Here is a 13,739-nt window from a genome sequence, read left to right as displayed (position 1 = left end):
CACACAGAGAAGGCAGTTGCGCGAATAGACGCCCACGCCCATTGCGTGGGATCGACGCGTGCTGAACGATAGATTGAAGGAAGTGCAAAATGCAGGAAACGATCGTGCGGGTCATCTGCGCGATTGGCCAATCGGGCCAACTCGGCCTTCATGGCCAACTCCCCTGGGAGGGTAATACAGATCCGGAATACGTCGCCGATGTCGCGCGCTTTTTCGATATCACCCGCGGCCATGTTTTAATGGCCGGGCCGAAGACCATCGGCGCTGTCCCCGAATTTGCACGTACCGATCGCACGCTCGTTGTCCTGCGTTCCCACATGGACCCAGAAGAGACACTGAAGCAGTTCGCCGGCCGCGTCGTCTTCATCGGCGGCGGCCCGCCTGTCTGGGACATCTACGCCAAATATGTGAGCCATTGGGACGTTACTCGTCTCCCGTACGATGGCCCAGCCGACCGCTGGTTCAATCCGAAATGGTTGACCGCTTCGAGCAGCGCCTGACGATGAAACGCGACAAGGCCGGAGCATCGCTCCGGCCTCGCGCTATGGTCTCCAATAATCACGCTCACACCATCAGTGCTGGCCGCCTTTCCGTCCGGCTTCGGCAGCGCGCTTCGGATCGTGCTTGAAATTGCCGCCGCTCTCGTGGCCGCCTTTGCGGCCGGCGGACACGGCAAGATCGTGATTCTTCGAAAAGCTGCGCTCATGATCGGGAACGCTTGCGCCGCCTTTCCGGGCGATCTCGCGCTGCTTGGCTTCATCCATCGAAGCAAAGCCGCGTTTTGATGTTCTGTCCTCTTGAGCCATCACAACTACCTTTTTGCTTTCGTGTTTCAGGTCGCCTGCTCTGTTTCAGGCCACTGCCGCCGGCCACGCGCCGCGCTTTTCAACACGCAGCTCGACAACTGCTTGGCCAACGGTCCCGCAGTAAGGCGGTTCCGATTTTTCCCGCAAAGCGTGTGTGACGATTTTGTAAGCGCGCGGACGAAGCGAAGCTTAGCCGTCGGCAGGCGGTAGAAATCCGCCGTCCCCAATTTGCGAAGCAACGAAAAGCGCGTCCGCGGATTATTCCAATAAGGACGCGAAACCTGGACTGACCATAATGGCACAAACCAAGAAAAAGCCGGACATCCCGGCCTACCCGGCGGAAAAGGCATCGCAGGGCGAAATCATCTTGAAACAACCCTGGCAGCGCGCCGTCTTCATCGGCGGGATCGCTGCCGCACTTTTGTTGCCGCTCATCGTACTTGCCATCGCACGATGAGCGGAAACGTCAGTTAGCGTACTGAACGTTAGACATCCATGCTGTCGTCATCGGTCCACGTATCGTCGTAGTCGTCATCCTGGGCGTCTTGCATCCGATCGAGCTCGGCGTCATCTGCAGCAAGGTCTTTCTGATCTTGCTTGTCATCGTCGCGAGCGTCTTGCAGTTGATCCTGTAAACTGTCGATGGTCGCTTGATCGTTGGCGTTTGTCCCACCGCCCGAGGCGTAGGCGTTGCCACCACCGAACAGGCTGCGGATTCCATCCGCCACGAAAACGCCACCGGCGACGCCCGCTGCTGTCGATAGAGCTGATGACAGGAAACCGCCGCCCCCTCCGGATTGGGCCGCAGAGCCCCAAGGGCTACGCGACTGCTGCGGAGGCGGCATCGGCTCCGGTCCGCGCTGCGGCTCCGGCGCAGAACCGCCAAGGCCACCAAAGCGGGCACCGGCCGACGGAACCGATCCACCAGAAAGGAAACTGCCGCGACCCGACGCAGATTGCTGCTGACGCGCCGCTGCTTCCTCCAGGTCGCGCATACGGGCTTCCGCCCGCTCGAGCGCCTGCTGCTGAATAATGACCGTCTGGGCTAGGTAGTAAGGGGCATCCGGCGACCTGCGAATGAGATCGTTGACCAATCCCTCGGCTTCCGGATCCTTGCCACCCGAGCCTCCATAGCTGCGCAGGCGGGAAAACAAATCTTCAATTAATTGCTGTTCTTCCCGGTTCATGGGATCGCCTCCGCTGTAATTAGCCGACATCGGCTAAGTATTGTGCAACGCAGGGAGATGTAGGAACGGACTGCACCAGTGACATGGGGGAGCAATTATATATTTCCGTCACTTTTTGTTCCTTCGCAGACATCCCGCGGCGTCCCGTACCTTATCGGCCGGCACATGGCGCTCTGATGAACGCTGCTCTGCAAATTGGTACAATGGCCGCAAAGCGATTATCGGCTATTTGGACTAGGCCGCAGCGACCGCCAAAGGCGCGCTCCTTGATCGCCCAACGCGCTGTAACAGCCGCACTCACGGCACCTGCTGTCACCGAACTTCTCCCCACAGGGACGATCATATAAAGAGGATGCTTCGATATATAACCTATTAGGAGTGCTCATATGGACAAGATCGCCATCACCCTGCTGTTCGTTCTCACCGCCGTCATCTGCCTGACGGTGTTTCACATGGCGGACGGTAAATTCTGAGTGCTTCGTCGCTGTCCAGGGCAGAAAACAAAGAAGCGGCGGACTTTGGGGTCCGCCGCATCGAGTTTCGGGATAGGTCTTAGAGGTACAGTAGTCTAGAACTTCACTTTTACGCCGCCATAGGCTGCGAACGGAATGGCCGGGACGACAGTCCGGGGATTGTTCTCATTGAAGGTGACGCCGGTAGCCGGCGTCAGATCGTTGGCGTCGTCCACGCTGAAATACGTTCCGTAGATATTATAATCTTTGTCGAAGAGGTTCTCGAACAGGCCATATATCTGCACGTGATCCGTGACGTCGTAGGACGTGTGCAGATTGACTTTTGCATAGCCCGCCAGCGGACGATTGAGATTTGCTTCGTCACCGAAGAAAATCTGGTCGCTGGCAGCCACCAAATCCGCCCCGACTTTCCACTTCTGCGTCATCCAGTAATCGACACCGGCTTTGAATGTGTGCGCCGGGACGCCAGGAAGCCGGTCCCCTTTATGAACTAGGAAGCAGTTGCCGGGACCGTCTTCATCATCCCCACCACCAGCTTCGCCGCACGAAACATTGCCCGGCAGCGGATTATTCGGTGATGGGAAGATCGCGCTCGAATCGAACGTGGCGTCCGTATAGGTGTAATTCGCGTAAGCGAAGACACGTTGTGTGCGGTACGCGATATTTGCTTCGACGCCCTGACGCAGCGTTTTGCCGACGTTCTGGAAGTAGCCGTGCCCGACATCGGTCGAGGCAGCATTGAAAATGTCGTCAGTGTTGAGAGTACGGAACAGGCCGATGCCCCAATCCCACTGCGAACGATCCTGCCAGTTCTTGATCGTCCCGCGGAACCCCGTTTCCCAGGTATGGGAGACAACTTGCTTCAGCGGGGGATCGGCCGTCAGGAAGCTTTCGATCAAGCACGGGTTTTCAGGATCCGCACAAGCGAGTTCGGCTGCAGTCGGAGCACGATTGGCTTCCGAGTACCCGCCGTACCAGTTGAGACCCGGCGAGAACTTATAGGTCAAGCCCGCGGATGGATTGAAGCGGTTATACTTGTTGATCCCGTTGAGTTCATCATTTTCCGGACTGCCAGTATTCTCGATTTCAATTCGCGCAAAGTTGTAACGTCCACCCACGGTCAAAGCCAACTGGTCGGTGATGTCGAACGTGTTCGTGAAATAAGCGCCGAAATAATCATTGGTCGTCGTGAGCGAGCGCGGATTGAAATCATCCGTGCCGGTCATGATGATGCCTTGCCCGTCGACGACGAACTTGGGCTCCATGAAGCCAAGTTCGCTCTTCGCCGTATAGGCGACGCGGCCATGATCGTAGCTGACGCCAACGATGAACTGGTTGGTGTGGCCGAAGAGCTTAGCGTTCTCTTGAGCCTGCAGCGTGACACCAGCGGTATCGGCATTTTGCGACGTCTGGTCGATCGAGCCGTAAACGTTATCCGTAAATGGGATCGGATTGCCGTTGGCGGCATTGAGAACCTGATCGTCTCCGGAACATAGCGTCCCAGCTTCGGCGCCGCCGCATTCTTCCGGATCGTCGAACAGGTTACCGTCGAGATGCTTCTGATTGAAATGGCGATAGTAGGTCACGCCAGACAGCGTCAACGTATCGGTCGCCCGCACCTTGCCGTTGACCGAGTACATCTGAAGTGTGTTTTCGGTCGTCTGCGGTGACGTGAATGTCAGGCTGCGGCTGATATCGAGAAGCTGCTCAGGCGCTGCGGCCGTAACGCCGACATTGTTGTCTGCGCCGGTGAAGTTGAAATGAAATTCGGCGTTATCGCCTTTCACGCCGACATCGAAGTAGCCTCGGCGGATTTGCGCATCGGAGAAATCGCGGAACCCATCATCATCGATGGCTTCAAACGCGCCGTATGCCGCCCAATTACCACTCCGGTATCCGGCTTCAGTCGAGACTTGCTTGCGTCCGAACGAGCCGAACATCGTATCGACGTCCCAGCCCTGGTAATTGAAGCCGTCCTTCATATCGACGACGACGGCGCCGCCCAGAGCGTTAAGTCCGAACACCGGATTGCCGACGACAACCGCGACGTTGTTGATCGCGTTCGAGGGCAGGAAGTCCCAGTTGACGATATCGCCGAACGACTCGTTGATGCGGACGCCGTTCTGATAGACCGCAAGTCCCTGCGGGACGCCGTTGACAGGCGACGCTTCAAACCCGCGAAACTGAATGTTGGTCTGGAATTGGTTGCCCTGAAGATCGTTGACGATGAGGCCCGGTATCTGGCTCGTTAGGGCGTCCTGCAGAATGACCTGCTCGCCACGTTTGAGCGCTTCCGAATTCATCTGATAGACGCTGCCCGGCACCTTATCGACCGGGATCGTCCCGCCGACCGGCGACATCTTCACCGTGTTCGATTCAGGCGAAGCAGCAAACTCCTGCGAACTCTCGGTCGCAAATCCCGTCGTATCCGGCGCTGCGGATGGAGCCGTCACCGCCGCCGCGGTGGAGGGTTTGGCCTTCGGCTTGGTGGCCTTCTTTGCTTGCGTCGGCTTCGGCTTAGGCTGTCCCTGAATTACCTCGACCTGCGGAAGCTGCTGACCTTGCTGAGGCGCTGGCTGCCCTGCAGCCGTCCCGCCCGCATCCTGAGCAAAAACAACGGCCGTTCCGCTGGCTGCAAACAGCGCCACAGCCGCGGCCGAAGCCATTAACTGACGCATCATCCCCCGGTTCCCTTTTCTGCGCATCACAATCCCCGCTTCCCTGGCAGCCATTGCAACGCGAACTTCCCCTTTGGTCTCGAGTCGGACCATTTTCCCCAAAGTCAGCAAAATGGATTTTGGTTGGGAGGGTCAATCCGATGCACAGGCTGACTTTTTCCCGGCTGCCGCATTCCCAACCCTCCCGTGGCATTGTGGCAACGGAATTGAAATTTACGGGAAAAAATCCCTCAAAATGCGGGAACTAAGGCTTCTTCCGAGCCTCACGCGAGACATTTCACAGCGACGATAGCGTCAGCTTCCTGCAACCGTTTGCCGGATAGAGAAAAGCCCTTAGCCACCATCGACGTCCGGTCGGGAATAAGTGGGAAAGGGCGATCCCCCCTTGAAAGGCGCCGACAATTGCGTTGCCGCTTTATCGTAGCAAGCGAGTCGCTCGGTATCGCCAACGATTTGAACGCAATCCATAAGCGCCACTTGCCGTTCAGCCGACATGAATTCCGTTAAAGCGATTCCGATCCCGGCAAAGAACAGAATGATCACGCCAAAGAGCATCGCAGCACTCCGCATCTGATCGTCTGTCAGGCCGATGGTCCGCGGCGACCAATCCACAGCGTGAGCGGGCGCATCCTTGAGTTCGCTGTCAGACCACTCCGCACATGCCTCAATGCAAGAAGGCACATCGGACGCCGTCGGGACGCTTTCGAGGTCTTTTTCCATGGCCGCCTCCAGTAGTGGGCGCTTTGCCATCAAACTAGGAACACCGGCATAGGGATTCCATGTGTCTCGACATGGAGAGATATAAAAACGCGATGGGCCTCCCTGCCGACATTTGCAGGAAGACCCATCGTAGGTTGGCGGACGACGCGTCCTCAGATGTCCTTCACGCCCTCACTCGGCGGCAGGAGCCGACTGATGATGCGTCGACACAGAGGCCATTGACTCGAACACGCCGTCACGCCGGACGATCGCGTGATACAGCGCCGCCGCGATATGCAGCAGAACCAGTGCAAAGAAACAAAACGCCAGATAGTAGTGGGCGTTCCAGAGCAGGGTATGAAGACTGTCGCTTTGCGGCAGGATCTGTGGAACCCAGGTGCGCCCAAAGATCACGACAGGATAGTCTGCGGTAAACAACAGCGCCAATCCCAGCAACGGCATCGCGATCATCAGCGCATAGAGTGCGTAGTGAGACAGTTCTGCCGCGAGTTTCATCGGCTCCGGCAAATCCTTCGGCAACGCCGGCGCGCCGTACCGCAACCGTACCGCAAGCCGAATGAGCACGAGCACGAGGATGACGACACCAAGCGATTTGTGCGTCTCCATCAGCGGCAAAAACTTCGGTGTGACGGTCGAGAGCATCCCCACGCCGATGAACAGCATCGCTAGAATGCAAACGGCCATCACCCAATGCAGAAGGCGCTGCAATGGATTGAAACGCGGCGTTTCTCCGGTCATTGCTTTTCTCCAGTCGGGGTGCGGGGATAGTACTTGGATTCAGCCGTACGCAGATCATATGACTTCATATACGCCGCCGACCGCGCGGCCGGGAACGGATCGTCGGATGTCGTAATGCCCGTCGGCAAAACGGTTGGATCGAAGTTGATCTCACGACATGGACCGTCCGCCTCCGGTTCGATTTTCGTAACCGTCAGCGTGCCGACATCGATCTTGCGGCGGTCGGCAGGCCACTCCTTGCTTGGATCTGCTGTCGGATCTCCTGGATTTGCAACGATCACCACCAGCTTCCAGCTTTGAGGCGCAGCCGCAACACGCTTGGCGATATCAACGTCGAGAAAATTCGGCCCGAGCTTTTTCAGGTCATCCTGCGAGACCGTAACGACTCGCGCTTCCGGCACGATTCCCCATCGAACTGTCTTCTGCTCGCCCTCTTTGTTTGTCATCACGAAACTGTTTAGGCTGTTGTAGGGCTCCTCGGCGTAACTCGCTGTCCACGGCGCGCTACCCGCCCACGAAGCAAAATGCGAAAATTCGGGATTGGCCGCTATAAAGTTTTTCATCGCGTCCGCAGCCTTGTCCTTCGATGCTTTCAGCAAATCGTAGAACGCTTGCGGCGTCGAAACCGGGAAGAATGGCGGATCGATCATGGCGCTTCGCCAGACCTGCCCATCCCGAGTTGTTATCTGTAGACCGATGCCGCGAACACGAACAGTAGCGTCATCTACATTAGGGTCCTGAGTACCTAGATTGAAGCGCCCGACGACAGGATACTCCCCCTTCTCGAAAACAACTGCCTTCGAGATTTCGCTGCCCGCGCCGTTCGCTTCGAACTCACCAGTAAAGCAGATGCCTTTGGCGTGGTTACGGCGATGGCCCAGAGCCGGACCCCCAGGCGGGGCAAATGCCTCGACCATTTTCATCGGAGTGAGGCGGTGTGGTGAAAACCAGCCGGCCGTGTAGGCGAACGCTGCCGCGCCGCCTGCGATGACGACGGCGATCAGCGCCAACGAACCAAGTGGCGGTGATCGGTGAGAGTCTGACATTGAGACCTCGCTATTGCTTGCGATGAAAGTATGCAGTGGCTTAGCGCAGCGATATCCTGCAACTGCGACGATAATCTTTCAAAGATCGATCACGACTTGCGAATTCGCACGATTTACCATGCTGGGCAAACGCGAACCCGGTCGAGACACAACAAAACATATCGCCTTGTTCGACGCCCAGTCCACGGCTACCCCGCACCATCTCTAAAAACATAAGCATGCGAAGCGCGAGGCTGCCGTGTCCCCTTCCGAAATCTGGAATTGTGTCTCCCAACATCTCCGGCTTTAGGCGCAAGTGCAAATCGCCTACCTCCCTGCCTAGTTTCAATGGAGGTTGAACATGCTGACGGAGACCGATCGCAGAGTTGCGCTGAAAATTTTTGGAGACGCAGCCGCCACCGCCGGGCTGACATTGCGCGCGAGTGCCGTCAATGCGGGAGACATCGTGACGTCAGGCAATTCCGTTCCTACGAATTCCGTTCATTATAAAACGGTGAAGATTGGCGATGTCGAAGTCTTCTACCGCGAAGCCGGTCCTGCAGATGCGCCAGTCATCCTGCTGCTTCACGGCTATCCGACGAGCAGTCACATGTTCCGTGACCTCATTCCTCAACTCGCAGGCCCATTCCGCCTGATCGCACCGGACCTGCCGGGCTTCGGTCTGACGAAAGCACCCGATCGTGAGCATTACACCTATACGTTCGACAATCTGGCCAAAACCATCGATGGCTTCACTGATGCGTTAGGCCTGAAGAGATATGCACTTTACCTGTTCGATTAAGGCGCACCGACTGGCTTCCGCATTGCCGCCGCGCACCCCGAACGTGTCAGCGCGCTGATCACCCAGAATGGTAACGCCTACGAAGAAGGATTGGGCGACGCATGGAAACCCATCCGGGCGTACTGGAAAGACGCTTCACTTGAAAACCGCAACGCGCTGCGCGCCGTGCTCACTCTGGACGCAACAAAAGACCAGTATCTCCACGGCGCCGATGCGGGCTTGGTGTCTCCGCACGGTTATATGCTCGATTACGCCTATCTTCAGCGGCCGGGCATCGATGAGATTCAGCTCGATCTCTTCTACGATTACCGCAACAACGTTGCGCTCTACCCGGCTTGGCAGAAATACTTACGGCAAAACAAGCCGCCGCTGCTGGCGGTCTGGTGCAAGAACGATCTCTTTTTCATTCCTCCCGGCGACGAAGCATTCAAGCGCGATATTCCTGACGCAGAAATCAAGTTCGTCGACAGCGGCCACTTCGCGACCGCCACGCACAGCACGTTTATCGCCGCCCAGATAACGGATTTCATGCGTCGAAAAGCAAAGTTATAGGCATGCACGGTCCAAGATCGGCCCGCAAAATATAGTGGCGCTCACTTCTTGACCTGAAGCAGGCCCTCGCGAATACAGTCCTCGAGCGAGCCAACGGCGCCTTCGAGATCGTATCGAGATATGCCTTCGCTCCAAGCATCATGGAGACACTTCGCAGCGAGCGCGGGAATGTCCTCGGCGCTCGCGACACGCCCCACGACGTGCCACCGCAGCCAATCCGTCAGAAACTTTGTGGTCCTCGTTGACATCGACGTCCGGCAACGCGCAGAGCTGAGATATCCAACACCCAAGATCGGATCGCGAGCGCACCAAGAAGCGCCGGGCCGCCGCATATCCGAAACAGCACACTGGCCACTATCGTGCGAGTTCGCCCCCCGGCGCGTTTTCGCGTTCTTCTTTGGTGTCGGGCTATGATCCATCCGTAACCTACAGACCGCTGCGAACAGCTGCTGAATCGCAGGATTAATGGCTGATCATCCAGGGGCGGGACGAAGGAAAGCTCTTCATCGCGGTCCCGCCGTCTTGTTTTGGCTTGGCTTTCGTCTTGGAGCAGCAGCCGCATCCCGGCGCATGCCCTTTCGAATTTCGCGGTTCGTGCGATGAGCGCTCGTTCGTCTCGGCTGCAATGCGGCGAGCCCGACTCAGTCCCGCTATTGCGGGTGCTGTTAAAATCGCTCGCGGCGCCTCGGTCCCACAATCCGGACAATCGTGCGGCAACTCGAACTCAGACATCGAACGTAGAACCGAGAACGGTCCGCAACTGGGACAATCATAATCGTAAACCGGCATTATTGGCGGCTCCCTTGAGGTGGGTTGGCCAACACAGCCAACCCAGCTTTCGTGCACGTTCGAATGCGCTTACGCGTCGGGCGCAATCGGCATCTGGATCGATCCGTCAAGGAACTTTGTCGGTCCCGCGGCAGAGGGATTGATATCGAAATCGAAGATCTTGGTCGGCACCCACAGAGTGGCGCAGGCGTTCGGAATGTCGACGACGCCAGAGATATGCCCCTGAACGGGCGCCGTTCCCAGGATCGAGTAAGCCTGCGCGCCCGAATAGCCGAACTTCTTCAGGTATTCGATGGCGTTGAGACACGCCTGACGATACGCGACGTGAACGTCGAGGTAGTGCTGCTTGCCCATCTCGTCGACCGAGATGCCCTCGAAGATCAGATAGTCGTCGTACTTCGGCGTGATGACCGACGGCTTGAAGATCGGATTTTTGATCCCGTACTTCGACATGCCGTCTTTGATCACGTCGACCTTGAGATGCAGCCAACCGGCCATCTCGATCGCGCCGCAGAACGTGATTTCGCCGTCGCCCTGACTGAAGTGAAGGTCGCCCATCGAAAGGCCGCCGCCGGGTACGTAGACCGGGAAGAACACTTTCGAGCCACGCGACAGATCCTTGATATCGCAGTTGCCGCCATGCTCACGCGGCGGAACCGTACGCGCCGCTTCGGCTGCAGCCTTATCCCGCGCATCGCCCTTGAGGCGGCCCATGTGCGCCGTCGGCGCAAAGGGCACCGTGCCGACGGGAGGCACACGATCTTTATTGGCCTCCACGAACGGAATTTCGCGATCGTTCCAGGTCTTGAGCAGTGCAGGATCGGGCAAGCAGCCGATCAGGCCAGGATGGATGAGACCCGGAAAACGCACACCCGGAATGTGGCGTGACCTCGTGAACATGCCCTCAAAGTCCCAGATCGACTTCTGCGCTGAGGGATAATGATCGGTCAGGAAGCCGCCGCCGTTGTTCTTCGAGAAGAAGCCGTTGAAACCCCAGTTGCTCTCCGGCTTCGCCCCGATGTCGAGGATCTCAACAACGAGCAAATCACCCGGCTCGGCGCCCTTGACGCCAACTGGGCCTGAGAGAAAGTGCACGATCGTCAAATCTATATCGCGCACGTCCGACGCATCGTCGTTGTTCTTGATGAAGCCGCCGGTCCAGTCGTACGTCTCGATGATGAAGTCTGAACCAGGCTCGGTCCAGGCGACGATCGGAATGTCCGGATGCCATCGATTGTGAACCATGTCGTTTTCATATGCGGACTTCGACAGGTCGACTTTAATGAGCGTTTCGGTCATTCATACTGCCCCTTCCATTTCTGCAGACACCGAATTCAGACTTAAACTGAGAGATACCTCGCCACTTTCGCCTCATCGACTGATGAACGCGGCTCGTCGTGGACAATCTCGCCGTTCTCGACAACCAGCACACGGTCGGCGACATCGAGCGCAAAACTCAAAACCTGTTCCGACACGATGATCGACAGCCCGCGCTCATCGCGAATGCGCCGAAGCGTCCGCGCCATTTCACGAATGATCGACGGCTGGATGCCTTCCGTAGGCTCATCGAGCAGCAGAACCTTCGGCTTGGTCGCAAGAGCGCGCGCGATCGCGAGCTGCTGCTGCTGGCCGCCAGACAGGTTACCGCCGCGGCGCTTCTTCATTTCGAGCAGAACCGGAAAAAGCTCGTAGATATCGGGCGAAACCTTGCTGCCACCGTGGACCACAAGCCCCGTCTCGATATTCTCTTCGACTGTCATGGTCGAAAAAATCATTCGACCTTGGGGAACGTAGGCCAAACCTTTAGCAACACGCTCATAGCTTTTGAGCTTGGTGATGTCGGCGCCGTTCATCGACACCGAACCCTGCTTCGTTGGCAAGATGCCCATAAGGGCCTTCATCATGGTCGTCTTGCCCATGCCGTTGCGGCCCATGATCGCGACGATCTCATTGGGCGCGATCGACAGATTGAGGCCGTGCAGAACTTCGCTCTGGCCATAGGCGACGTGGAAATCGGAGATATCCAGCATTGTCGATTTCTTCCTTAATGGCCGAGATAGACTTCAATCACTTTGGGATCGTTCTGGACCTTCTCCATCGAGCCTTCCGATAGAATTTTGCCCTGATGGAGCACGATCACCTTGTGCGCGATGTCTTCGACGAACTTCATGTCGTGCTCGATCACCAGCACCGAACGATCCTTGATGATCCGATGCAGAAGCTCAGCGGTCTTTTCGCGCTCGCTGACGCTCATGCCCGCGACGGGTTCATCAAGCATCAAAAGCTCGGGATCCTGGATGAGGAGCATGCCGATCTCGAGCCACTGCTTCTGGCCGTGGCTCAGAAGCTGCGCACTCATGTTGAGCTTGTCTTTCAGGAAGATCATTTCCGCGACTTCTTCGACGCGCTGACGCACGGCAGCGTCGCGCTTGAACGTCAGAGCGCCGAACACGCTGCGTCCGCGCGGATAGGAGATCTCCAAGTTTTCGAAAACCGTCAGATCGTCATAGATCGACGGCGTCTGGAACTTCCGGCCGACGCCCGCATGCACGATGGCGTTCTCGGATAGCTTCGTGAGTTCCTTGCCGCGGAAGGTGATAGACCCGGAAGTCGCTTTGGTCTTCCCGCAGATCAAATCGAGCACTGTCGTCTTACCCGCGCCATTCGGTCCGATGATGACCTGGATCGCGTTCTCATCGACATAGAACGACAGATCGTTGACCGCTTTGAAGCCGTCGAAGGATACCGTTAGCCCACTGACAGCGAGTAGGAAATCCCGAGGTTGTTGACCGATCTCCATATCGCTCTCCTATTCTGCCGGTGCGCCGTCTGCGATCGGCTGGCCGCTCGCAAGAGACTTGCCTTTACTCCGCGAGAAGAGCCGGTCGATCCTCGGCTGCACATAGTCGTTCCAGGCGCCTGCCAGTCCACCTGGGAAGAGCAGCACAACGGCAATGAAGAGCGCTCCGAAGCCCAGCTGCCAGAGTTGCGGGAAGCTTTCGGAAAGGCTCGTCTTCGCATAGTTGACGAGCAGCGTGCCGTAGACCGCACCGAAGATGGACATGCGGCCGCCGACCGCCGCGAAGATTACCATTTCGATCGAGGGAACGATGCCGACGAACGACGGCGACATGAAACCAACTTCAAGCGTAAACAGAGCGCCGCCGATCGACGCGAACACGGCCGACAAACAGAATGCGAAAATCTTGAAGTTGGCGACGCTATAACCCGAGAACCGCACGCGATCCTCTTTCTCGCGCATCGCCACCAGAATGCGCCCGAGCTTCGAATGCTTCACGAACAGCGCCACCAGCAGACAGACGAACAGCACCGCGACTTCAACAAAATAGAGAATGACTTTGGCGCTGTCGGTCCGGATATCCCACCCATGTAGGGTGCGAAGATCTGTGATGCCGTTGATGCCGCCCGTATAGCCCTGCTGCCCGACGATAAGGATCGTCAGAATGGCGGCAATCGCTTGCGTGATGATCGCGAAGTAGACGCCGCTGACACGACGTTTGAACATCGCCGCGCCGATGATAAATGCAAACACCGCCGGCACGACGAATACGGCCAGGATCGCAAACGTTAAACTGTGGAATGGCTCCCAGAAGAAGGGAAGCTGCGTGATCTGGTTCCAGTCCATGAAATCCGGGATACCGGGCGTCGACTGGATTTTCGTGTTGGCGACGCTCGATGCTTCGAGCTTGAGAAACATCGCCATGCAGTAACCGCCGATGCCGAAGAACACCCCCTGCCCCAGGCTCAAAATGCCACCGTATCCCCAGCAGATCACCAACCCGAGCGCAACGAACGAATAGGTCAGATATTTCGCCACGAGGTTCAGGCGGAAATTGTCGAGCGTCATCGGCAGCACGACAACCAGCAGCAATGCCAGGACGGCGAGGCCGACCAACTCGGAACGGGAGAAGAAGCGAGGATTGGCGTTCATGTGAGTGTGCTCTCGCG

The 13,739-nt window shown here is 57.4% G+C and carries 14 protein-coding genes and 1 pseudogene; 3 read left to right on the top strand and 12 right to left on the bottom strand.

Going from position 1 to position 13,739, the window contains the following annotated elements; genetic code table 11:
• Positions 1–89: 89 nt before the first annotated feature.
• Positions 90–500, top strand: coding sequence for a diacylglycerol kinase (locus tag ACLB1Z_RS09005; RefSeq protein ID WP_409563001.1), 411 nt, complete (start codon positions 90–92; stop codon positions 498–500).
• 72 nt (positions 501–572) lie between these two features.
• Here the strand turns inward: ACLB1Z_RS09005 and ACLB1Z_RS09000 are convergent, their stop codons facing one another.
• Positions 573–806, bottom strand: a complete 234-nt coding sequence (locus ACLB1Z_RS09000; RefSeq protein WP_013947199.1) for a general stress protein — start codon at positions 804–806, stop codon at positions 573–575.
• 295 nt (positions 807–1,101) lie between these two features.
• Between ACLB1Z_RS09000 and ACLB1Z_RS08995 the strand changes: the two genes are divergently transcribed.
• Complete coding sequence (locus tag ACLB1Z_RS08995; protein ID WP_409563000.1) at positions 1,102–1,263, top strand: hypothetical protein; 162 nt, start codon at positions 1,102–1,104, stop codon at positions 1,261–1,263.
• A 28-nt stretch (positions 1,264–1,291) separates the two neighbouring features.
• Here ACLB1Z_RS08995 and ACLB1Z_RS08990 read toward each other — a convergent pair whose 3' ends face one another.
• The 5 genes from ACLB1Z_RS08990 to ACLB1Z_RS08970 form a co-directional block, all read right to left on the bottom strand.
• The gene (locus ACLB1Z_RS08990; RefSeq protein ID WP_409562999.1) at positions 1,292–1,993 is read right to left on the bottom strand and encodes a DUF2076 domain-containing protein; all 702 of its coding nucleotides are present in this window, start codon (positions 1,991–1,993) and stop codon (positions 1,292–1,294) included.
• 568 nt (positions 1,994–2,561) lie between these two features.
• Positions 2,562–5,147 carry a TonB-dependent receptor gene (locus ACLB1Z_RS08985; protein WP_409562998.1) on the bottom strand — a complete coding sequence of 862 codons (2,586 nt, stop codon included), beginning with the start codon at positions 5,145–5,147 and terminating at the stop codon, positions 2,562–2,564.
• A gap of 330 nt (positions 5,148–5,477) precedes the next feature.
• The gene (locus tag ACLB1Z_RS08980) at positions 5,478–5,864 is read right to left on the bottom strand and encodes a hypothetical protein (protein ID WP_409562997.1); all 387 of its coding nucleotides are present in this window, start codon (positions 5,862–5,864) and stop codon (positions 5,478–5,480) included.
• 171 nt (positions 5,865–6,035) lie between these two features.
• Positions 6,036–6,602 (bottom strand): cytochrome b, encoded by a 567-nt coding sequence (locus ACLB1Z_RS08975; RefSeq protein ID WP_409562996.1) that lies wholly within the window; start codon positions 6,600–6,602, stop codon positions 6,036–6,038.
• Positions 6,599–7,648 (bottom strand): catalase family peroxidase, encoded by a 1,050-nt coding sequence (locus ACLB1Z_RS08970; protein WP_409562995.1) that lies wholly within the window; start codon positions 7,646–7,648, stop codon positions 6,599–6,601. Before ACLB1Z_RS08970 ends, ACLB1Z_RS08975 begins: the two co-directional genes overlap by 4 nt.
• A gap of 340 nt (positions 7,649–7,988) precedes the next feature.
• Between ACLB1Z_RS08970 and ACLB1Z_RS08965 the strand changes: the two are divergent.
• Positions 7,989–8,981 (top strand): annotated as a pseudogene (locus ACLB1Z_RS08965) (alpha/beta fold hydrolase).
• Positions 8,982–9,022: 41 nt separating this feature from the next.
• On the opposite strand, the gene ACLB1Z_RS08960 reads toward ACLB1Z_RS08965, so the two are convergent.
• The 6 genes from ACLB1Z_RS08960 to urtC form a co-directional block, all read right to left on the bottom strand.
• The gene (locus ACLB1Z_RS08960; protein ID WP_157135409.1) at positions 9,023–9,229 is read right to left on the bottom strand and encodes a DUF768 domain-containing protein; all 207 of its coding nucleotides are present in this window, start codon (positions 9,227–9,229) and stop codon (positions 9,023–9,025) included.
• Positions 9,230–9,443: 214 nt separating this feature from the next.
• Positions 9,444–9,770 carry an FmdB family zinc ribbon protein gene (locus ACLB1Z_RS08955; protein ID WP_409562994.1) on the bottom strand — a complete coding sequence of 109 codons (327 nt, stop codon included), beginning with the start codon at positions 9,768–9,770 and terminating at the stop codon, positions 9,444–9,446.
• A 69-nt stretch (positions 9,771–9,839) separates the two neighbouring features.
• A complete protein-coding gene (fmdA, locus tag ACLB1Z_RS08950) occupies positions 9,840–11,069 on the bottom strand; it encodes a formamidase (RefSeq protein WP_409562993.1) in 1,230 nt (409 codons plus the stop codon).
• A gap of 41 nt (positions 11,070–11,110) precedes the next feature.
• A complete protein-coding gene (urtE, locus tag ACLB1Z_RS08945; RefSeq protein WP_409562992.1) occupies positions 11,111–11,800 on the bottom strand; it encodes an urea ABC transporter ATP-binding subunit UrtE in 690 nt (229 codons plus the stop codon).
• A 14-nt stretch (positions 11,801–11,814) separates the two neighbouring features.
• Positions 11,815–12,570 (bottom strand): urea ABC transporter ATP-binding protein UrtD, encoded by a 756-nt coding sequence (gene urtD, locus ACLB1Z_RS08940; RefSeq protein WP_409562991.1) that lies wholly within the window; start codon positions 12,568–12,570, stop codon positions 11,815–11,817.
• Between the two features lie 9 nt (positions 12,571–12,579).
• Positions 12,580–13,722: an urea ABC transporter permease subunit UrtC gene (urtC, locus tag ACLB1Z_RS08935; protein ID WP_409562990.1), complete on the bottom strand. Its 1,143-nt coding sequence runs from the start codon at positions 13,720–13,722 to the stop codon at positions 12,580–12,582.
• Positions 13,723–13,739 lie beyond the last annotated feature (17 nt).

Origin of the sequence: Hyphomicrobium sp. MC8b, from assembly GCF_905067615.1 — a bacterium.
In the GTDB taxonomy this organism is placed as follows: domain Bacteria; phylum Pseudomonadota; class Alphaproteobacteria; order Rhizobiales; family Hyphomicrobiaceae; genus Hyphomicrobium_B.
This window is presented reverse-complemented; position numbering and strand designations above follow the sequence as displayed.